This is a genomic window from Terasakiella sp. SH-1, assembly GCF_004564135.1.
In the GTDB taxonomy this organism is placed as follows: Bacteria; Pseudomonadota; Alphaproteobacteria; order Rhodospirillales; family Terasakiellaceae; genus Terasakiella.
In genome coordinates this window covers 1971255-1991202 of sequence record NZ_CP038255.1, presented here as the reverse complement: position 1 = coordinate 1991202, position 19948 = coordinate 1971255, and the positions used below count along the sequence as shown (strand labels likewise).

General features: G+C 47.2%; 19 protein-coding genes. 6 read left to right on the top strand and 13 right to left on the bottom strand.

Going from position 1 to position 19948, the window contains the following annotated elements; translation table 11 throughout:
* The first annotated feature begins 35 nt into the window (after positions 1–35).
* The 5 genes from E4K71_RS09190 (at position 36) to E4K71_RS09170 (ending at position 7982) form a co-directional block, all read left to right on the top strand.
* A complete protein-coding gene (locus tag E4K71_RS09190; RefSeq protein ID WP_135078861.1) occupies positions 36–1190 on the top strand; it encodes an FIST N-terminal domain-containing protein in 1155 nt (384 codons plus the stop codon).
* Positions 1183–3390: a NahK/ErcS family hybrid sensor histidine kinase/response regulator gene (locus tag E4K71_RS09185; protein ID WP_135078859.1), complete on the top strand. Its 2208-nt coding sequence runs from the start codon at positions 1183–1185 to the stop codon at positions 3388–3390. The genes E4K71_RS09190 and E4K71_RS09185 overlap by 8 nt, the downstream gene beginning before the upstream one ends.
* Before the next feature lie 14 nt (positions 3391–3404).
* A complete protein-coding gene (locus E4K71_RS09180; RefSeq protein WP_135078857.1) occupies positions 3405–3656 on the top strand; it encodes a MoaD/ThiS family protein in 252 nt (83 codons plus the stop codon).
* 496 nt (positions 3657–4152) lie between these two features.
* Positions 4153–4545, top strand: a complete 393-nt coding sequence (locus E4K71_RS09175) for a response regulator (RefSeq protein WP_135078855.1) — start codon at positions 4153–4155, stop codon at positions 4543–4545.
* A 98-nt stretch (positions 4546–4643) separates the two neighbouring features.
* A complete protein-coding gene (locus E4K71_RS09170; RefSeq protein WP_135078853.1) occupies positions 4644–7982 on the top strand; it encodes a PAS domain S-box protein in 3339 nt (1112 codons plus the stop codon).
* Here the strand turns inward: E4K71_RS09170 and E4K71_RS09165 are convergent.
* Positions 7963–8331: a VanZ family protein gene (locus tag E4K71_RS09165; RefSeq protein WP_135078851.1), complete on the bottom strand. Its 369-nt coding sequence runs from the start codon at positions 8329–8331 to the stop codon at positions 7963–7965. The two genes, E4K71_RS09170 and E4K71_RS09165, sit on opposite strands and share 20 nt — an antisense overlap.
* A gap of 130 nt (positions 8332–8461) precedes the next feature.
* Positions 8462–8629 (bottom strand): hypothetical protein, encoded by a 168-nt coding sequence (locus E4K71_RS18235; protein ID WP_167730407.1) that lies wholly within the window; start codon positions 8627–8629, stop codon positions 8462–8464.
* A gap of 160 nt (positions 8630–8789) precedes the next feature.
* On the opposite strand from E4K71_RS18235, the gene E4K71_RS09160 reads away from it, so the two are divergent.
* Positions 8790–9068 carry a hypothetical protein gene (locus E4K71_RS09160; protein WP_135078850.1) on the top strand — a complete coding sequence of 93 codons (279 nt, stop codon included), beginning with the start codon at positions 8790–8792 and terminating at the stop codon, positions 9066–9068.
* A 51-nt stretch (positions 9069–9119) separates the two neighbouring features.
* On the opposite strand, the gene E4K71_RS09155 is transcribed toward E4K71_RS09160, so the two are convergent.
* The 11 genes from E4K71_RS09155 to E4K71_RS09105 form a co-directional block, all read right to left on the bottom strand.
* Positions 9120–10568 carry a sigma-54 dependent transcriptional regulator gene (locus E4K71_RS09155; protein WP_135078848.1) on the bottom strand — a complete coding sequence of 483 codons (1449 nt, stop codon included), beginning with the start codon at positions 10566–10568 and terminating at the stop codon, positions 9120–9122.
* Between the two features lie 50 nt (positions 10569–10618).
* A complete protein-coding gene (locus E4K71_RS09150) occupies positions 10619–11326 on the bottom strand; it encodes a cellulose synthase operon protein YhjQ/BcsQ (RefSeq protein WP_135078846.1) in 708 nt (235 codons plus the stop codon).
* Positions 11327–11329: 3 nt separating this feature from the next.
* Positions 11330–13435 carry an SLBB domain-containing protein gene (locus E4K71_RS09145; protein ID WP_135078844.1) on the bottom strand — a complete coding sequence of 702 codons (2106 nt, stop codon included), beginning with the start codon at positions 13433–13435 and terminating at the stop codon, positions 11330–11332.
* Entirely contained in the window at positions 13432–13839 is a 408-nt protein-coding gene (locus E4K71_RS09140) for a hypothetical protein (RefSeq protein WP_135078842.1), read from the bottom strand. The genes E4K71_RS09145 and E4K71_RS09140 overlap by 4 nt, the downstream gene beginning before the upstream one ends.
* Positions 13840–13849: 10 nt before the next feature.
* Positions 13850–14164 (bottom strand): STAS domain-containing protein, encoded by a 315-nt coding sequence (locus tag E4K71_RS09135; protein ID WP_135078840.1) that lies wholly within the window; start codon positions 14162–14164, stop codon positions 13850–13852.
* A 155-nt stretch (positions 14165–14319) separates the two neighbouring features.
* Positions 14320–15168, bottom strand: a complete 849-nt coding sequence (locus tag E4K71_RS09130; RefSeq protein WP_135078838.1) for a phosphate/phosphite/phosphonate ABC transporter substrate-binding protein — start codon at positions 15166–15168, stop codon at positions 14320–14322.
* A gap of 24 nt (positions 15169–15192) precedes the next feature.
* Positions 15193–15834, bottom strand: coding sequence for a sugar transferase (locus E4K71_RS09125; RefSeq protein WP_135078836.1), 642 nt, complete (start codon positions 15832–15834; stop codon positions 15193–15195).
* A gap of 12 nt (positions 15835–15846) precedes the next feature.
* Positions 15847–16977, bottom strand: coding sequence for a glycosyltransferase family 2 protein (locus E4K71_RS09120; RefSeq protein ID WP_167730405.1), 1131 nt, complete (start codon positions 16975–16977; stop codon positions 15847–15849).
* Between the two features lie 9 nt (positions 16978–16986).
* Positions 16987–18066, bottom strand: coding sequence for a glycosyltransferase (locus tag E4K71_RS09115; RefSeq protein ID WP_167730403.1), 1080 nt, complete (start codon positions 18064–18066; stop codon positions 16987–16989).
* 5 nt (positions 18067–18071) lie between these two features.
* Entirely contained in the window at positions 18072–19511 is a 1440-nt protein-coding gene (locus tag E4K71_RS09110; protein WP_135078830.1) for a Wzz/FepE/Etk N-terminal domain-containing protein, read from the bottom strand.
* Positions 19501–19926 carry a hypothetical protein gene (locus tag E4K71_RS09105; protein WP_135078828.1) on the bottom strand — a complete coding sequence of 142 codons (426 nt, stop codon included), beginning with the start codon at positions 19924–19926 and terminating at the stop codon, positions 19501–19503. The genes E4K71_RS09110 and E4K71_RS09105 overlap by 11 nt, the downstream gene beginning before the upstream one ends.
* Between the last annotated feature and the right edge of the window lie 22 nt (positions 19927–19948).

The window sequence follows — 19948 nt, the reverse complement described above, 5'->3', positions numbered from 1 at the left end:
GCCGTTTTAAGAAAAAGGAAGATTAGGGAAACAGGGTGCTGCAGCAGTCAATCAAAATACCAAAAGCAAGTTCAACGGCCCAGACGATGGAAAATGTCGTTTTTGATTTAAAAAGTCAGCTGGGTGAACAACCATTTTCTGCCTTATTTTATTTTTGCGCAGGTGCCTATGAGCTTTCCGAAATCGGGGAGGCTCTTTCTGTTTCTTATCCCGGTGTTCCCTTGATTGGCTGTACATCTGCCGGGGTGATTGATGATTCAGGCTATAATAAAGCCGGTGTCTGCGCGTTTGGTTTGCCTGTTGATCAGTTTTCGGTGGTTACTGATCTGATTTCGCCGGTTTCCCAGTTTGATATGACGGCTTGGCGCAAACAAACGCGTGACTTGCTGGACAAGCTGGAAAATACCTCTTTAACACGGGTTGCAGATCATACCTTTGCTTTTTTATTGGTTGATGGGCTGTCTCTTTCTGAAGAAACGGTGCTGAGTGCGATTTGCCCGGAGCTGGGGGATATTCCCTTATTTGGCGGGTCTGCCGGGGATGATTTGAAGTTTGAAAAAACCGAAATCTTCTTTAATGGGCAAACAGTTGGTGATGGGGCTGCCCTTATTTTAGTGAATACCTCATGCCCGTTCAAAGTGTTCAGAACCCAGCATTTTGTGGAAACAGAACGCAAGATGGTGATCACAGAGGCCGATCCTCATTCACGTATTGTCAAAGAAATCAATGCTTCCCCCGCGACGGAAGAATATGCCCGTTTGATCGGGGTTGCACCGTCTGAATTGACCTCCTTAACCTTTGCCAAACATCCGGTGATGGTGCGTGTTGGCGGGTCGTATTTTGTGCGTTCCATTCAACGTCCGGAAGGGGCCGATGGGTTAAAGTTTTTCTGTGCCATTGATGAAGGGCTGGTGCTCACCCTGGCAGAAGGGGGGGATTTAAGCGCAAATCTGAATGACACCATGAATGAAATTCAAAAAGAAATTGGTGTGCCGGAGCTGGTGATCGGCTGTGATTGCATTTTCAGAAAATTGGAGCTGGAACAACATGGGGACAACCGGCTGGACGGTGTTTCTGATATTTTGAAAAAGAATAATGTGATTGGGTTTAATACCTTTGGTGAGCAATTCCATGGAATGCATGTAAACCAGACTTTCACAGGCGTGGCGATTGGATGGTCAGATGATTGATGCATTAGATATTCCAACAGGCACTGATGATGAAGCCATCAAACTGCGCAAAATTATTGCAGCCTTGATGAAGCAGGTGGAACGGACCCTTGATGTACAGGGCGGGGCATTTTCCCTGTTTCAGACAGCGACTTTGCTGGATGACAAGGTACGTGAGCGTACGACCGAGCTGGAAACCGCGCTTAATTCTTTGGAAAAGGTCAATAAAGAGCTATCACGTACCAAAGGGGAGGCTGAAACTGCCCGTATCCGCTTGGTTGAGGCTGTGGAAAGTGTTTCAGAAGGGTTTGCGCTTTATGACAGTGAAGATCGTTTGATCTTGTGTAATCAGAAATTCTGGGATTTCTGGGGCGGGCGTGACAAGGATGTCTCTTATGGCACGCGCTTTGAAGATGTGGCCCGTCGCTTTGTTCATAAATATGTGGTGCCTTCGGAAGTTTCTGATGCGGTGGATTGGCTGGATGAACGTCTGGCGCGTCATCGCAATCCCAAAGATGCCTTTGTTATTCAGTTAAAAGACGGGCGTTGGCTCAAGATCAATGAACGCCCGACCAAAGATGGCGGGATCGTTGGGATTTACACCGATATTACGGATATCAAACAGCAAGAACGTATTCGCCGGGAAAAGGAACTGGCGGAACAGAATATCCTGCTGCAAAACACGCTGGATAACCTGCGCCAAGGGGTTTCTGTATTTGATAAGGATCTGAAATTGGTTGCCTGGAACCAACGTTTTGTGGAATTGCTGGAACTGCCCGAAGGGTTGGTCGAACACGGCATGTCTTATTCGCGATATCTGCGTTATAATGTGTTTCGTGGTGAATTTGGCAGTGCCGATGATGCGGAATTTGAGATGCGTCTGGACCGGGCTGAAAAGATGGAACCGTTGTTCCTTGAATATACCCGCCCTGATGGTCGCTCAATTGAGGTGCAGCGCAACCCCATGCCCACAGGCGGTTTTGTAACGACCTATACCGATGTGACTTCTCGCCTGCGTGCAGCCAAGCAATTGCGTGAGGCCAAGGAAAATCTGGAAGAGCGTGTGCGTGAGCGCACCGATGAGCTGCATTATGCCAAAGAGGCCGCAGAAGAGGCCAACCTGAGTAAAACCCGCTTTTTGGCCGCAGCCAGTCATGATTTGCTCCAACCCCTTAATGCCTCACGCCTATTTATTTCCACTTTGTTGGACCGAGAGCTGGAAGATAAGAACCATCAACTGGTTGAACGGGCCGATTTTGCCTTAAAAGGGGTGGAAAGCCTGCTTGGTGCCTTGTTGGAAATTTCCAAGCTGGATGCCGGGGCCGTGCCTGTTGTTGTGTCTGATTATGACCTCAATGATTTGTTTGATCGCCTGCAACGTGAATATGGCCCGTTGGCGCAGAAAAAGGGTTGTGAGTTGAAGGTGATTGGCTCCAGTAAAACCGTTTCAAGCGATCCCAAGCTCTTGTCACGGATTTTGCGCAATTTTGTCAGCAATGCGGTGCGTTATACTGAAAAGGGGCGCATCATTGTTGGGGCAAGGCAAGAGGGCAAAGAACTGTGCCTGAGTGTCTATGACACCGGTACGGGGATTTCAGATCAGGACCAACGCCACATTTTCGAAGAATTCCGCCAGCTTGAAAATGCCGCTTCTAACGAAGAAAAAGGGGCGGGTCTTGGCTTGGCGATTGTCAAACGCATCGCCCAGACATTGGGGCATGAGGTTTCTGTTACCTCAGCGGTTGGGAAAGGGTCCTGTTTCAGCGTGCGTGTGCCACTGGTGACACGCAAGAGCAAAAAGACACAAGCTGTGCCTGTGGATCAGTTAGGGAAGTGCCTGGACGGGCTATCAGTCCTTATTGTTGATAATGAAGCAGACATCCAGCTGGGAATGCGCAGCCTGTTGGAAAATTGGGATTGTACGGTTTATACGGCTGGTTCTCAAAATGAGGCAATGCGCCTGCTTGATGATTTACCCAGTTTCCCCGATGCGGTGATTGCCGATTATCACCTTAATAACGGGGAAACAGGTCTTGATTTCCTCAGTTGGTTGAAGCGGGATCATAAGGTGACGTTTCCGGCCATGGTGATTACGGCAGATCGCACAGATGAAATTCGTTCTTCTATTGCGTCTCATGGTTATGCCTTGCTGAACAAGCCGTTAAAGCCGGCGAAACTACGCGCCTGGCTCTCACATATCTGTAATGCACCAATGACTTAAAAGGCACCATACTTATGAATGTTACATTGAAACTGTATGCCCAGCTTGGCAAATATTTGCCCGAACATGCCAATGGGAATGAGGCTGAGGTGACTGTTGAGGGGGTGAAGACGGTTGAAGGGCTGTTGGCCGATTACGGCGTGCCGCCAGAGTTTTGCCACTTGGTATTGGTGAACGGTATCTATGTGGAACCGAGCCAGCGTGCCACACAAGAGCTGGATGATAAAGATCATCTCGCCGTCTGGCCCCCGGTTGCGGGTGGATAAAGCTGCCAAGCCGTTATGCCTACGAAAGTGGGAAACTGGAGAGCACCTTCTCTGTTTAGGCGGCTTTCAATTCAAACGGCATGGGATTTATATTACCCAGATATGAGTGGCTTCGTTTAGGGGGATAAAATCGATTGATGTGTCCGAACACCCTTTTGTTCAAGGTGGACATGCCAATGCTAAGGTCGGCAGCAACTTGTTTGCGGGAAAGCCTGCTTGTCAGTGTAAGCTGGACGGCTTTGCGTTTAAAGTCTTTTGATTTTTAAGGCTCATTTATTCCTCCTGTAAATCTCAGTTTAATAGAAGGTACTCTCCGGTTTTACGGAAGGGGTCCACAATTTCCTGTGGACTACTTTCGCGAGCTGGGTCAATAGGTCCTGAGCCACGATATAATAACTTGTTATTTTAGTATAAACCACCATCCTCCTTCTTCTTCTTCAAGTTTGGCAGTGTTTTTGCTTATCTCTTTTTTGGTTAGAGAAAAAGGAGATAAGAAATGTTTGGTAACATGTTTAAACTCGGCCCCTCGGTTCTTATTGTCGATGATGAAATTACGACACGTGCTACGTTGAAAGCCCGCTTAGGCAAAAAAGATGGCTATGTTGTTTATGAGGCAAAGAATGGCGCAGAAGCTCTCCAGGAGGCTTCTTCCAAATTACCAGCCGTTATTATATTAGACTGGAAAATGCCTGATTTTAGCGGGATTGAGGTTCTTCGTGAACTGCGTGCAAAAAAAGAAACACGCGATATCCCGGTGTTGATGTTGACGTCAAAAAATTTGGTTTCCGATGTGGAACTCGCCTTTGAAATGGGGGTGTTGGAATATTTATCAAAACCATTGGATTTGAATTTAATCAGTAAAAAAGTTAGCAGCTACATGCCCATGTAATTGGTTGGCTATGCATTTTTCTCATTTTGCGAGTAAAAATGAGACTCGCACATCTTAAATAGCCATGTATTCTACTCAGAAAGAAAATATGGGGGCCTATGTCGTTTCGCTTAAAAACCATCCTTGGTGTCGCCACAATTGAAATTGCCTTGTTGGTGATTTTGGTCTGGAGCAGTTTAAACATTTTGCATAAATCCCATGAGGAAGAGCTGCAGCGTCAGGCTGATGTGATTATTTCCTTACTGGTTAATGCAACACGTGATGCTCTGATTTCTTATGATCTTGAGACTTTGGATAAAGTCGGGAATGATCTTCTTAAAAGTCCGGCAATCGCTTCGATCAAGATGATGGATGTGAACGGAGTTACCCTCTATGACCATCAGGCAACAGGACAACGCTCTTCTTCTGTAAATCGTTTGAAGATAGTGGCTTTGGAAGGGCAAAAATTTGGTCAGGTGGAGATTGCCTTGTCTCGCTCCTTTGTGGAAGCGGCAAGTGATAAGGCGCGCCAGCAAATGATTGCGATTGCGATGGTCGAAGTGATGTTGGTTGCTCTGTTTTCTTACATGCTCGGGACATATCTGACCCGTGAGTTAAACCAGTTACGCCAAGCCTCACGAAGAATTGCTGATGGGGAACTTGGGGTACAGCTTACGATTTCCAGCGAGGATGAAATTGGCGAAACGGCCAAAAGTTTTAACAGGATGTCTTCACGCTTAAATGAGCTTTATGGAGAGATTCAGGTTAATGAAAAGCGTTTGCGTACGGTCTTGAATACAGTAAATGACGGGATTTTAACCATTGATAGTAAAGGCATATTACTGTCGGTTAATCCTGCAGTGTCTGATTTGTTTGGCTATGGTCGGGAAGAGTTGCTGGGGCGCAATGTTAGTATGTTAATGCCCCAGCCGGACCGAAAGTGCCATGATGGTTATATTCAGAAATATATGAATACGGGGCAGGGGCGTATTATTGGCAATCGCCGCCGTGTGACGGGGCTGACAAAGGCAGGGGAGAGCGTTTCTCTTGAGCTTTCCGTTAACCCGATGGAGCTGGAAGGTGAAACCCTGTTTGTAGGGACCTTGCGCGACTTAACTCAGGAAGTTACAGCTCAAAAAGAAGCCCGTGATGCTGAAACGCGTTTGGTTGATGCGATTGAAAACAGCAACGATGGTTTTGTTCTCTATGATGAAAATGATCGTTTGGTGGTTTGTAACCAACGTTATCGTGAAATTTATGCCAGTTCGGCAGATCTACTTTATCCTGGCAACACCTTTAGCAATATCATTGAAACAGGTGTGAAACGAGGGCAGTATCCCGAAGCCAAAGGACGGGAAGACGAATGGATTGCCCAGCGTATGGATGCTCACCTTCATCCCAAAGGTCCGGTTGAACAAAAGCTGGATAATGGTAACTGGATCAGGGTTTGGGAAAATAAGACAGAATCCGGGGCAATCGTTGGTTTCCGCATTGATATCACTGAATTGAAAAAGCGTGAAGAAGCGCTGCTGGAAAGTCAAAACCGTTTTCGCGCGACAATTGATTCTGCCCTTGATTGTATTATTTGTGTGGATGGGCAAGGCAAAGTCGTTGAATTTAACCCGGCAGCCGAAAAATGCTTTGGCTACACCCGTGAAGAAGCGCTTGATCAGGAAATGGCAAGCTTGATTATTCCTGAACGTTTGCGAGATGCGCATCGCAAAGGGATGGCCCATTATCACCAGACGGGGGAGGGACCGGTTTTAGGTAAGCGTATTGAGGTTCAGGCTTTGCGCAAAAACGGCGAAGAATTTCCCATTGAACTGGCCATTGAAATGGCTTCCGGCAATCATGAGGAAGTTCTGTTTGTTTCTTATCTGCGCGATATTACCGAACAGAAGGCTTATGAAAATAACCTGAAAGAAGCCAAGCAGCGGGCCGAGGTTGCCAATGAAGCCAAAGCTGGTTTTCTGGCTATGATGAGCCATGAAATTAGAACGCCCCTCAACGGTGTATTGGGGGTAATGGGCTTAATGTCGGAAACTCGACTTGATGATGAACAATGCCGATATGTGCGTACAGCCAAAGAGTCTGGGGAGGCATTGTTAAGTATTATCAACGATGTCCTTGATTTTTCCAAAATGGAAGCAGGCAAATTGCAGTTTGAAGAAAGTGATGTGGAACTGCAACCGCTTGTGGCCTCTATCACTGATCTGTTGGGTTCACAAGCCCGTGCAAAAGGGCTGGCTTTCAGTGCGACTTTTGACCCTGCTCTTCCCTGGAGTGTCCTGTGTGATGGCGGGCGTTTGCGCCAAATCTTGCTTAATCTTTTGGGAAATGCGGTTAAGTTTACGGAAAAAGGGGGGGTGGAAATTACGGCCCTACCCATCAAGCAGGATGAAGATAGCCATCGTTTACGTTTTGAAGTTAAAGATACGGGCATTGGCATTCCAGATAATCTACAGGATCAGGTTTTTGGAGAGTTTTCCACCATTGATGCTTCTTATGCCCGCAAATTTGGTGGGACGGGGCTGGGGCTTGCGATTACGCGCAAACTGGTTGAAATCATGGGAGGTGACATCGGCTTTGTGAGCCAAGAAGGCAAGGGATCAACTTTCTGGGTTGAACTTGACCTGAAAACGGGCTTCATCGTCAAAGATAAAACAGTTGAGAGTACTATAATCTCGACTAAGACGCAGCGACCTTTACGAATTTTAATCGCAGAAGACCATCCCACCAATATGATCATCACCCGCATGCTTTTACAAAAACAGGGCCATCAGGTCGTTGCAGCTGCTGATGGGGTTGAAGCTGTTCAAATGGCACAAGAGTTTCCCTTGGATTTGATCTTAATGGATGGGTCCATGCCGGAAATGGACGGTTTGGAAGCCACACGGCGTATTCGCCAGATGGATGGGCAGGTTAAAAATATTCCCATCATTGCTTTGACCGCCCACGCCATGAAGGGGGATCGTGAGAAGTTTCTGGAGGCCGGGATGGATGATTACTTGCAAAAACCCATTCAGAAAGAGGCCGTCCTGGCCTGTATCGCCAAATGGTCAGGAGAAGATATTTCTGTGGACTTTGAAAACGTCCAGCCTAATACGACAGATCAATTACTGGATAAAAGTTATCTGGAGAAACTGGCCGAAGATACGGACCCGGAAATGGTTCCTGAACTTATTGATATCTACTTGCAGGATGCGCGAGAACGTCTTGAAAGAGTTCGCATCGCGATTGCTGAAGGTGATTTTGATATGCTGGAACTGGAAACTCATACTTTGGGCAGTTCAGCAGCGAATTATGGCCTTATCCCTCTTCACCAGTTGGCGCGTCGTGCAGAAGCCGCTTGTGTGGGGAAAAAGGAAAATCAGGCTCTTCAACTATCAGAAGAGCTTATTTCTGTGGCGGAAGAGTCGTGGGCTATGCTTGCCGGTTTTAGGTTAGACGAAGCTTGAAATAGGCCGCAATTCCCATACCAGTCCCATTTGCGATGATATCATATAGGCAGGCTCCACGATGAGGAAGCAAGCCTTGAAGGGCTTCAATAGACAGCCCAAGGCCGAAAAGAAGTATAAGGCTTATCATAGGAGGGAGCAGGTTTTTCTTAGACAGGATAAGGCAGGCTAAAAGGCCAAAGAAAACAGCATGAAAGAGTTTGTCTTCATGTCCGGTGATGAACAGTGGTTCAATCATCTGTGGGGAGATCAAAAAAGGCGAGAGGAAAAGAGCTGTTAAGCCCACCGCTGTTATCGCTTTTTGCCATGGTTTTTCCCAAACTGATTTGCATTTTGATATTTTATGCATTTTTTTCTCCTTTTAAGGAGAATGTTGCAAAGTCAGGGCCGAATGGCGGGTAAAGAAAAACCTCCACCTAATGATAAGTGGAGGTTAATTCTTGAATGAAGTCATGGGCTTGACGCCTCTTGATGTTGGATTAGTCAGTCCCTTCCAGCGGGAAGCGGTTGCTTACAGACCACAGGTTATTTGGGAAACGGCTTTGTAGTCGTTGGGTAAAGCGAGATGCTTTTTTCTCACTGCCAAAGATCATTTTAACAGGTGTGTGATCGCGACGAATAACATAGCTTGTTTGCAGCATTTTCATGATTTTCTCCTTTTTCAATAACTATGAAATAAACAGCAAGAATGATGCCATGTTTCACTGGGGGGATCTCTTGTTATCTCCTTATCTCTCAGCCCGTTACGTCTACTTGTGGCAGTAAAATTGCGTAGTGGTTAGATGAATTGTCGAAAAGGAGAACATTATGAACTTTATGACACAATTTGCGATTTTTGCTTTGGGTTCGTCTCTTTTTGCGAGTCCTTCATGGGCGGATGAAAATAACTACAACCCCATCGCTTTTGGAAATGCCTCAGGCAGTGGAATTGCAAATTCAAATTGTAATTCAGCCTTGCATGAAAGTTGCGGCAGCTTATTGGCAGCACCAGCTCCTGAAATTGGAGGAGGGCTGATTGGACTGCTGTTTATCGGGGTAATGGTGTTTGTCTTACTCAGGCAAATGAAAGCAGCATCAGATTTTTAAAAGAGGAGGTCATGACAATAAAAGCCGCTCTGGTTGGGCGGCTTTTATTGTTTATTCTTTCCATGCACTTTTTTTGCGATAAATGGTGGCGGCACTTATGCCCAGATAATGGGATGCTTGCGGGATATTACCCTCACAAAGCTTGATGGCATTTTCAATATGTTCACGTTCCACATCTGCCATTGGCCTGATTTCTTCAACGCTGATCGGTAAGGCGCTGGAGGCTGGTGCTGTCGTTGGGGGCAAGGGGGTAATATGATCGTGGGCAGGAATTTGTTGTATGGTGACTTGGGCCCGCGGTGTTGCGACGTGCAGGTTCTCGTCAATCAGATCATCAAGAGGGGCAGGTAACATATTTGGAGTGACAATTTCACCTTTATTGAGCACCACAATATTACGAACAACATTTTGTAATTGTCGAATGTTACCCGGCCAGTTATAGGCGCTAAAAACGGCTTCGACTTCGTTTGAAAAACGTTCAAATTCCTTGCTTTCTTCGCGAGCATAGGTTTTGAGAAAATGGTTGGCGATTTCAATGACATCACCGTCGCGTGTAGTTAAGGGCGGCAAGATCATGGGCAAAACATGAAGACGGTAATAAAGGTCTTCGCGGAAATTTCCATTAGCGACTTGTTTTAAGGGGTCTTTGTTGGTGGCACAGACGATACGTACATCCACATGCTCCAGCTTGTCCGATCCGACTTTGTTGAAGCTACCGGTTTGCAGGAAACGGAGCAATTTGGGTTGCAGTGCCATATCCATTTCACAAATTTCATCGAGAAACAAGGTGCCCCCATGAGCAGAACGTACAGACCCATCACGATCTTTCAAGGCGCCGGTAAAGGCGCCTTTAACATGGCCAAACAGTTCACTTTCAATCAAATCCTTGGGGATAGCGCCACAGTTAATGGCGATAAACGGCCCCTTGGCCCGGTTGGATTTTTTATGGATGGCTTCGGCACAGACTTCTTTACCAGTTCCGCTTTCCCCTGTGATAAAAACGGTGGCCTTACTGTCTGCTGCACTGTCAATGATGGTATAGACGCGTTGCATGGCAAGGCTTGACCCGATAAAACCACAATATTCATGACGGTCAATTTCTTCTTGGTAGGTGCGCACAATGCGCTTTAATGCCTGATTTTCAAAGGTGTTCTTAAGGGTGGTGATCAGCCGTTCTTTATTGTAGGGCTTCATCATGAAGTCACGTGCGCCCAGTTGCATGGCTTCCACTGCCACATTCATGGAACCATTACCTGTGACCACGACAACTTCACAGGGCTGTTCCTGTTCTGCAATATGTTTAAGGATATCAAACCCGTTCATATCGGGAAGCTTGAGGTCTAGAATAATCGCATCCGGGCAATTGTCATTCAGGGCCTCAATAGCTTTGGCACCACGATCTACACTGCTAAAGTCATAAGGTTCTTTGGCAAGATAGGCTTTGCACAGGGCGATTTCACTGGGGTCATCTTCCACCATTAAAATACGTTTTTGTGTCATACCATATGTTTCCCTTGATATTATCTTTTATCGTTATGGATATGGTACTCTTAAATATCTTGGTTAAGCAACGTAGAATTGCGCAGAAAACTCCTTAATTTTTTCATGAGGTTCGGCAGGCGCTTATCCAGACGAAAGGTCTCGCGCACCAGTTCTGAGACGAGAGAAGGGGCAAAGCGATCATTGAGCACAGCCCCATGGATATTGGCATTGACGGACCTGAGCAGTTCATAGGCATCACGAACCTTGGTTTCACTACTTACACCTGTTAATACACACATTAATGTCCCATCGGCGCAGGTACATAGATTTTCTGGAGGGATATTCCCCTGGTTGCGCCTGCCAAGCGGGGACGTATCAACGATAATGACTTCATAAATTCCTCGCAGGTCATTAAAACAGGCCAAAAGGCTGGCTGTATCGCGAAATTCCCAGCGGCTGGCACTCTGTTTTGGGCAACTGAGCAGAGAAAGATTGGGCTGTTGGGTCGGCTGTATAGGCAAGGGGGCGGACTGTTGTGGATACCAGTCATTTTGGGGGAGGTCATAGGCTTTGTGCAAAATAGAACTAGCGGTATTGAGATCAATCAGGAGCGTGTTTTGTCCAGAAGCCGCAGTACGTTCTGCCAGTGTTTTGCTGAGGGTCGTTGTTCCCTCAGCCCCTTCTACGCCGGTGATCGCAATGAGGCCAAGACCTTGGGCAATCGTTTGATGATAAAGCTGATCGACTTCAACATATTCAATGGGAAAAGTTACCATAACTTATCCTCCTGCAATCAGGGTGACGAGGGAGAGAACCGATACAGCATCGCGCATGGCCTTTGAAAAGATCGCCCAACCGCTTTGATCTTGATGGGGGATATAGACCATATCACCGGCGCGCAGGACGGGCAGGTCTCTAAAATCACCGGATTTGGCAAAACCAACCAGATCAAATGTACGTGCATGGGGGTCGCCTTGCAGACGTTTGTTGACCACAACAATGCGATCAGGCAGGGCATCTGCGGTTGGTCCGCCTGCTTCGGCCAATAGGTCGAGAATGGTCATGGTATCTTCATAATCATAGCGACCTGGACGACCAATTGCCCCTAGAACACGCACGGTTTCTTCCTTGGGCTTACTTAGCCACTGGGCTTGGCGTTCCGGCACGTAAATCACATCTTCGGGCAGAACGCTTGGCAGCAGGTGTTCATCTCCGGTTTGGAAATAGGTATGTAGGTTCAATTTTGTCACACGTGCACCTGTTTCCTTGCGATGAGATACACGCACATTACGTAAATCTGCGCTTTGGGTTGGTCCTTGGGCAGCAGAAAGAATATCAAGGAAGTTCAGGTTTTCGTTAAAGGCATAACGCCCCGGTGCCTTAACCTGACCAAAAATATAGATGGAACGTTCAGAAGACTGGCGCACCCATTGGGAACGGTTGTCATTTGGGTCTTTAGGCAGTTCAGGTACAACAACTGTATCACCTGCGCTAAGACGGGGAAGGTTGCTTAAAGAGCCCCCTTTTTCCAGGAAGTCTTTCAGGTCAAAGGGGGTGGTTTCACCTTGTGAAATGACTTGGACATGGGCGGTATCTGCTTCGGCACGTGGGCCACCGGAATGGGCGATTAAATCCATCATGGACATTTCATCTGACCATTCATAACGCCCTGGTCGATAGACCGCCCCGATGATGCGAATGGCCCGACTTGGCGGGACTTTGAGCCATGACTTTTCATTCATGTCCACTTTTTCGGGAACTAAAATCGCATCACCGGGGACGATCTCGGGCAGAGCGCCTGCGCTAGGACCATCAACATAGGCTTGAAGATCAAAAGGAATAACAGAACCATTGGCACGTAAAATGCGGATTTGACGGGTTTCTGCAAAACGGGTTGGTCCGCCGGCATTGGCAAGGATATCGTAAAAGCTGGCCCCTTCCTTTGTTTCAAAGGCACCAGGCTTAAACACTTCACCCATCACATAAACGGTTCGGGCACCGACTTTAACCTGATCACTGGCTTGGGGAACGAAGATGGTGTCCCCGGCCACAAGCTCAGGTAACAGGGCCTTATTCCCCGTATCTAGATATTCACGCATGTTAAAGGGGAAGGGGGTGCCGCTTGAAATGACCCGAATTTGTTCAATTCCGGCATATCTGGTCACACCGCCTGCGCGCATGATCAGATCAATGACATCGGGCTCTCCCTTATAGGCGAAGGTGCCGGGGCGGTGAACTTCACCAAAAACTTTGACAGCCTGTCCGTCTTCACCACCATCGCCAGCAGCAGTTAAGGTACGGGCATCAAATTCCACCTGTACATTCCCTGTAAGAGGGGAAGCAGGAACAAAAACGGTATCCATGGCTTGCAGTTCGGGGATCAGATCTGGATTGCCGCTATCAAGATAGGCTTTATAGTCAAAGGTGAGAATATTGCCATCGCGACGTACTTGAAGCTTGTCCAATTGGGCACCTTGGGCGAGACCACCGGCAGAATTAATAGCCATTTGAACAGTTGCCCCATGGGGGAGGTCCACGGGGCCGGGGGTTTTAACATAGCCCAAAACCATGACGGCAAGGCGGCGTTCAATCAGATTGATTTCAAGACGTGAGAGGTCTTTAAAAACAGGTTCCAGCTTTTCAAGAATAGTGAGTTTCGCTTTCTGAAGGGTGAGCCCTGAAAGCTCAATCTCACCGACTTCCGGTAAAGAGACTACGCCTTCGCGATTGACCTGAAATGGTTTTTCAAAACTTGTTTCCCCAGGGAGGCGGATTTCAATGATATCGCCAACTGTAATCTTCGGGGCCGTTTCTTCGGCAAGGGCGATTGCCATGCCGAGGAGAAGAGAGAAGAGGAATAAGGTGATCTTGATTAAATAGTTCATGAGCACGTCTCCTGCGAAGTGGTGGCGTTTGAGATCAGTTGAAAGTGGCCTTGGCGTTGGAGTATTTTGTGAAACTGACGAAATTTTTGTGCCAGTGTGATGAGATCGTTTTGGGCTTCAAGGTCCATATGGGCGCTGTGGGCGCGTATGGCTCGTGTCCAGTCAATAGACAGTTCTTTTAACTTGGCAGGATGGCGCTGCTGATAAGAGCTGGAGGCCAGCCCCTGTATCGTCCGGTCAAAACATTCAATAAGACGCTTGTTGTTTTGGCGCAGTTCGCTCCAATAAGCGGGTTCCGTTTCAAAACTTTCGGCCTGTCCGCCTTGTCCTTCTGGTGGCCAATAGGCGCAGGCTGTCAGGGTAAGGGCGCAGACTGTTAGGGTAAGAGATTTGATCAACATCATGTTTCTCCCCTTAATCCAGAAACTGTGTGTTAATGGCTTTCTCCATGCGCAAGAGCCGGATGACGGCTTCAGGCTGACCGTGGACGCCTGTGATTTTGAGAGTGCGTTGTGTATTTTTCAGGCGCTTGAATAGGAAGACAATTGCGCCCACACCGGACGCATCCAAGCGGCTGACATGGGTAAAATCAATGGTGACGTCTGTGACTTCTGAATTGGCAATGATATCAAATACGTTTCGCAATTCGGCCATTGCAACGGCGTTTAAGGCGCCACTCAGGAAGATTGTTTGTTTCTGAAAACAGGGGGGAGCGTAATGTAACTGCATGGCTGATCTCCTGATTAAAAGGTTTGTAAAAAGAGATGCAGTAGCTGTGCCAAAAAATATTATATTTATTTTCAATAGGTTAAGTTGTTTTCTCGTTTGGGGTATAGGGCGATGTCGCAAAATGAGATGCAAAAAGCAATCCCGCCATGTGCGGGCTATTCAGCCAGAACGCGAAGGGCAATGGGTTTTAAACCTGTCCAGTCCTGATTGTGGGCGAGTTGGATTTTGTTAAAGCCCAGTTGTTTTATCAAGTTGCGCCCTTTAAGGCTGTCATTAAGGCTGAGGAGTGCAGATTGCAATTTCGCAGCGGTTTCATTGGAAAGAGTTTTATGGACGGCAAAAACAAAGGGATGGTTTTTCATTCCCTGACATAAATCTGATGGGGTTGAAGTCCAGACAATACGTAAATTGCGTTTCAGGGATTTAGGCAGGGAATGATAAAAACTGGCTTCCAGACCTGCGGCATCTTGTAAACCACGCGAAACGGCGAGGACTGATGACATGGAAGAACGCGCAAAGCTTGCCTTATAAGGAATGCCTGTGGCCTGCATGTGAAAACGTGGCAATACACTGGCTGAAAAAGACTCCGCACTGGAGAATGAAAATGATTTTCCCCCCAGATCATCCAGCGTTTTATAAGGGGACTTCTTATGGACGACCACCAGACCTAAGGGCGCATTTTCTTCTCCTGGGTTTTGTGGTTTAGCAAGGGCTGTGTAATGGTCACTGAGTAAACTTGAAAAGGCATAAGGGTCGACAAAAACAATAGTACTCCCCCCTTTTTTGAGTTTCTGATTAAATTGTTCTGCATTGGGAGCTGTTTCAAATTTAAGCTCTAGGCCGCTGATCTTTTCCAGTTCATTGAGCACTGGGATCCAAAGGCGGGCCAATTCACTGACATTACGTTCAGGGGAAATGGCAAAGGTGATTTTTTCTGCCCCGTTAGCGGATGGAGAAAGGAGCAGAACGTAGCTAAAAAGCATAGCGATAAATTTCTTTTTCATGATGTCCTCACTTGTGGTGCTGTATTATTGGCCGCGTCCAAGAATAACCACGCTGACGGTTTTCCATAAAACGTGTAAGTCCATTTTTAACCAGCTTGATGTGTTTAAAAGACTTAAGGAATAGGCATGATCAAAGGCCACTTTGTCACGGGCCTGATCAACAGTGTCTGTATATCCCTGAAAGACTTGGGCAACGCCTGTTACACCAGGGCGAATGCCGTAGGTTCTTTCGGTGAAATAAGGGATTTCCTTTTCCAGTGTGGGATACATGCTGGGGCGTTCCGGGCGGGGGCCAACCAGAGACATATCGCCTTTCAGAATATTGAAAAGTTGTGGTAGTTCATCCAGGCGGGTTTTGCGTAGAATGATGCCAATACGTGTAACGCGGGGATCTTTTTTACTGGCCCAGACGGGGCCTGATTTTTTTTCTGCATCTTCGCGCATGGAGCGGAATTTATACATCCAGAAAAAATCAATCCGGTCATCATGCACGCAGCCAATGCGAAGTTGTTTGAAAATAATGGGGCCGGGTGAATCCAGCTTGATCAAAAGAGCGAGAAGGGGAAAGAGGGGGCTTAAAAGGATCAGGCCAATTGTGGCACAAGCCAGATCAAAGAAACGCTTGCTGTAAGAAACGCTGTTGGGGATATAAAAGGTTTGTTGCATGGGGGAGACTCCTTATGAGCACGCACGTTTCCAGGCGCCTTTCTCCAGACCGAGGAGATATTTCAGGGCGCCAACAAGTCCGGCTAGATGACCAACGATGATGTAACGTAGGGTGAGAATGAGCTTTGATTTCAATATCGGAAGAGAGATCACGCCAAGTCCAGTCAGTTGTAGGCTGAAAAAGGCAAGATAAAAAGTGTGTTCAAGTGCTGCAAAACCACTGAGCAGGAAAACACTTAAGAGAATAAACGGCATCCAGGCCCGCAGGAATTTGCCAGAAAAAAAGCAAAAAGCGATGCCGGGGCTTTTGGGATTGAGCAGGTCTGCGCAAAGAAGGGCTTGTTGAACATTACCGGCTGAAATGCGCACACGGCGTTTCCAGTTCATTTGCTCTGTGGTTTGTTCCGTTTCAACAGCGCAGATTTTTTCATCATAAATAGCGCGATAGCCTTGGGCGACGATCTTCATGGGCAGGATGAAATCATCATTGATAATATAAGCAGCCAAGGGACGAGACAGGGACTTTCGAAAACCATAAAAGGCCCCATGCATGCCCATTGGGGCACCGAAGTGGGCTTCGCCTTTTTTGATGGCACGTTGATAGGTCCAATAGTTTTGTTCGGCTGGATCGCCGCACTGTGCAAATTGATAGGTGCCACCGACAACACCGATATGGGGATCATCAAAATGACGTGCCATGCGTTTAATCGCGTCTAATGAGAGGATGCTGGAGCAGTCACTTAAGGCAATAAGGTCGCCATTGGTTTGGGCAATCGCGTCATTGAGTGCGGCGACTTTGCCACGATTTTCTTTAAAATCCAGAATATTGGCATTGAGGTTAGCCGCTTCTGCCATATCAAGGGTGTGACGAGCTGTTTCAACACTTTGATCCGTGCAACCATCACAGGCAATGAGGAGCTTAAGTTTATCAGCAGGGTAATCCAGACAGGCTGTATTTATGATTTTTTCGGCAATGGTATTTTCTTCATTATAGACTGGGACGATTAAAGTGATTTTGGGCCAGTCAATTTCTTTTCTTTCAAACGGGCTTTTCTGGGGCCTTACCATTTTAAGAATAAGGGGGAAAACGCCATGATGATAAAGGGCCAAGGCAGATAATATGAGAATGGAAAGATCAAGCATAGTCATCTCCTAAACCTCAAGCAGCTTGGCATAAGCTGTTGTCATTAAACGAATATCAGCACGAGATTTTACAAAATCGCTGGAAGAAGATTTGTTGATGCAAAAAAGTTTCTTTTCCAGGGCGGTTTTAAGTTCATGGGCGTTGTAAGGTTGGATGAGGCTACCTGTTTTGGGACAAAGTGTTTCTTTAGCCCCGCCGACATCTGTAATAACGGCTGGTACGTTGCAGGCTTGTGCTTCTAGTGGGGAGAGAGGGAAACCCTCGTTTAGGGAGGGGAGGCAGAAGACATCAATAGCCTTATAAAAAAGGTCCATTTGCTCCAGACGACCCAGGAACAAGATACGATTTTCACAATGGTTGAAACTGGCTTGACGTTGCAGTCGTTCCATAAAACTGCCTTCACCGGCAATGGCAAGATAGGTGTTTTCCGGCATGTAAGACATGGCTGCGATCAGGTAGGAAATACCTTTGACTTCCTCCAGGCGTGCGGCACAGCCGACGAGGGGCACACCTTGGGGAAGGCTAAAGTGGCGGCGAGCGTTGACTTTTTCATGTTGTGTCGCTGGGCAAAAACGTTGGGTGTCAATGCCATTGTAGATGACATAAGGAACTGCTGTTTTTGTGAGTTTTTGCAGCTTTTGAGCAACAAGCATGCAGTCGGCAACCAGTTCGGGTTTTAGGTGACGCAGCAACCGGCCTTCCAGTTTGGCGGCTCTGGTATTCTCCAAATGCCAGGCGTCATGTTCAGTATGCACCAGATGTTTGATCCGACAAAGCCGGGCGGCTGTCCCACCATAGGTTAAGGGGCCAATATGATGGGTGTGAACCGCATCGACCTTTAGCTTTTTCATCAGCCCCATCAGTTTAAAAACTGTCGTAAGACTGAAACCCGGTTTTTTATTGAGAAAATGTAGCTGCTCTTTGCGTGTTTTTAAACGGGGCCAGTTGCGCAAGGCTTGCGTTTTTGTACCTTCAAGGCTGACAATATGAACATGGCAGTTACCCAAATGCTGTTGCAGGTCCAAAGCCATGGTTTCAATGCCACCGGGTTTAAGATGCTGGACGATTTGTAAAACGGTTTTTGTCATTTTATTCATTCCTTCAAGGGGGGGATACGGATGAAAACAGGGGCGTTGATAATTTGCGATAGGGTGTCTTTGCGTCGCACTGATGTGTCGATCATTTCAATGATGAAAGCGAGACCAATCCCAAAACAAATCCCACCGATAACCCCTGCTGCGACAAAGAAAATAAGCGGCAGGTTACTGGGGGCCAATGGGGTGAAAGGCGGGTCAATGAGCTTCACCCGCTCACTTTCCTCAGACTTCCCCAAAGCGCCTGTGACGCGGGCTAATTGATGGCGTTCGGCCAGGTCTGCATAAATTTTACGGCGTACTTCAATTTCACGGTGCAGTTCATTGAGGCGCCGTTCATGTTCACCAAAGCCGTTGACTTTTTCGCTTAACGTTTCAAGTTCTCTTTCAAGGCTGGTGATTTCTTCTTCCAACCGATCATTTTTGTTTTGGGCATCTTGTAGGCGTTCCAGTTGGGAAACGAGAAGGGGTTGTACGCCATTTTGATTTTGAAAGCCGTTGGAGGTCGCCATATTCCACAGACGGTCAAGATTCTGTCCCTCCAGTTTAGGAGTTTGACTCATGACTTTTGTGCGTTCGTTTTCCAGGGCCTTAAGGCGACGAAGGGCCGCTTGGATTCTGGTATGGCGATCTGTATAGCGTGCGCGCAAGGTGGTGAGTTCCGCCATCAATTCAACGATGGCTTCCTCAATCTTTCCCACAACCGGATTGGTGAGGGATAAGCGTTCACGCACCTTTTGTTCTTCGGCCCGTGCCCCTTCCAAGGCCGTGCGTCGTTCTGCCAAAAGGGCGCGAAGATGACTTAAACGTGTGACATTTGCGCTGTGAAGTTCGGGTAATTCACTGGCGAATTTGCTTTTATATTCGGCGAGTTGGGCTTCTGCTTCATTCAGGTCAGTACGACGTTTTTCAAGTTCGCTTTGTAGAAAAGTTTCAGATTGCATAATGGACGAACGCTGTGGGGCGATGACCCGTTCTACAAAGCGCAGACTGACCAGTTGGAGTGTTTCTGCCATCCCTTTGGGGGTATTGGAGGTATAGGTGATTTTAATCAGGTCTTCGCCAACCAAGCGGCTTCTTAGGGCTTTTGAAAGTTGGGCAATTTCACGGCGGCGCTGGGTTTCATCCATTTCCTTGTTAATCAGCCCCAGCTTGAAGGCAACCTCGGTCAGGATATGGCGGCTGTGGAGCAAGGCATTCAAAGCTTCCATTCGGGATTTCAAGTTGGTCGCCACAGCCAAATCTTCCAAAAACGGGTTTTGCTTGGCGGTTTCCTGAATAAGAATGGTGGTGTAGGTTTCATATTTCTTGGGGGACAAAATACCAACGGCCAATCCTAAAAATGGCATGATCAGGATAGGCATGCAGATCAGATATCTACGTCTCCAGGCCGCCCATAAAATGATGGCAATATGACGAACAAGTTCTTTACGCATCATTACCCTCACGCATTGTAACGGGGATGAGGATTGCCTTACCCTTTGGCCCTTCCGGGTCAAACTGGACATTTAATTTCAGGCCGCGATCTGTTAATTGGCGTTTGATTGCTCCGCAGGTGCGCAGGGCCATGGTTGCGGCATTGAGGGGGGAACCATATTCATAAGGACCACAGGTCATATTTAGAATGAGTGAATTTAAACGGATAAAGGCTTCAATTTTGTCATCGGTTAAGGTGTAATCATCATAAGCGATTTCAATTTTGGCTGGTGGGGCGCTTTTGGTTGAAAATTTGCGCGCATTTTTCAACAGATCTTGTACGGAGATTGGCTGGCGGCTTTCTTCATCTGGTTTGTCATTGCTGTTCCATAACAAATATTTCGCCGTTGGGGGCAGCAAGGCCATAGGGCCAGACATGATGCAACCACTTAAAAGACTT

Bases quoted from the DNA above. Each gene is read 5' to 3' on its own strand.
- E4K71_RS09105 (WP_135078828.1), bottom strand. From the start codon at position 19,926: ATGTCTGGCCCTATGGCCTTGCTGCCCCCAACGGCGAAATATTTGTTA.
- E4K71_RS09165 (WP_135078851.1), bottom strand. From the start codon at position 8,331: ATGCATAAAATATCAAAATGCAAATCAGTTTGGGAAAAACCATGGCAA.
- E4K71_RS09115 (WP_167730403.1), bottom strand. From the start codon at position 18,066: ATGACAAAAACCGTTTTACAAATCGTCCAGCATCTTAAACCCGGTGGC.
- E4K71_RS09155 (WP_135078848.1), bottom strand. From the start codon at position 10,568: ATGACACAAAAACGTATTTTAATGGTGGAAGATGACCCCAGTGAAATC.
- E4K71_RS09130 (WP_135078838.1), bottom strand. From the start codon at position 15,168: ATGAAAAAGAAATTTATCGCTATGCTTTTTAGCTACGTTCTGCTCCTT.
- E4K71_RS09150 (WP_135078846.1), bottom strand. From the start codon at position 11,326: ATGGTAACTTTTCCCATTGAATATGTTGAAGTCGATCAGCTTTATCAT.
- E4K71_RS09175 (WP_135078855.1), top strand. From the start codon at position 4,153: ATGTTTGGTAACATGTTTAAACTCGGCCCCTCGGTTCTTATTGTCGAT.
- E4K71_RS09125 (WP_135078836.1), bottom strand. From the start codon at position 15,834: ATGCAACAAACCTTTTATATCCCCAACAGCGTTTCTTACAGCAAGCGT.
- E4K71_RS09145 (WP_135078844.1), bottom strand. From the start codon at position 13,435: ATGAACTATTTAATCAAGATCACCTTATTCCTCTTCTCTCTTCTCCTC.
- E4K71_RS09160 (WP_135078850.1), top strand. From the start codon at position 8,790: ATGAACTTTATGACACAATTTGCGATTTTTGCTTTGGGTTCGTCTCTT.
- E4K71_RS09120 (WP_167730405.1), bottom strand. From the start codon at position 16,977: ATGCTTGATCTTTCCATTCTCATATTATCTGCCTTGGCCCTTTATCAT.
- E4K71_RS09185 (WP_135078859.1), top strand. From the start codon at position 1,183: ATGATTGATGCATTAGATATTCCAACAGGCACTGATGATGAAGCCATC.
- E4K71_RS09135 (WP_135078840.1), bottom strand. From the start codon at position 14,164: ATGCAGTTACATTACGCTCCCCCCTGTTTTCAGAAACAAACAATCTTC.
- E4K71_RS09140 (WP_135078842.1), bottom strand. From the start codon at position 13,839: ATGATGTTGATCAAATCTCTTACCCTAACAGTCTGCGCCCTTACCCTG.
- E4K71_RS09110 (WP_135078830.1), bottom strand. From the start codon at position 19,511: ATGATGCGTAAAGAACTTGTTCGTCATATTGCCATCATTTTATGGGCG.
- E4K71_RS09170 (WP_135078853.1), top strand. From the start codon at position 4,644: ATGTCGTTTCGCTTAAAAACCATCCTTGGTGTCGCCACAATTGAAATT.
- E4K71_RS09180 (WP_135078857.1), top strand. From the start codon at position 3,405: ATGAATGTTACATTGAAACTGTATGCCCAGCTTGGCAAATATTTGCCC.
- E4K71_RS18235 (WP_167730407.1), bottom strand. From the start codon at position 8,629: ATGAAAATGCTGCAAACAAGCTATGTTATTCGTCGCGATCACACACCT.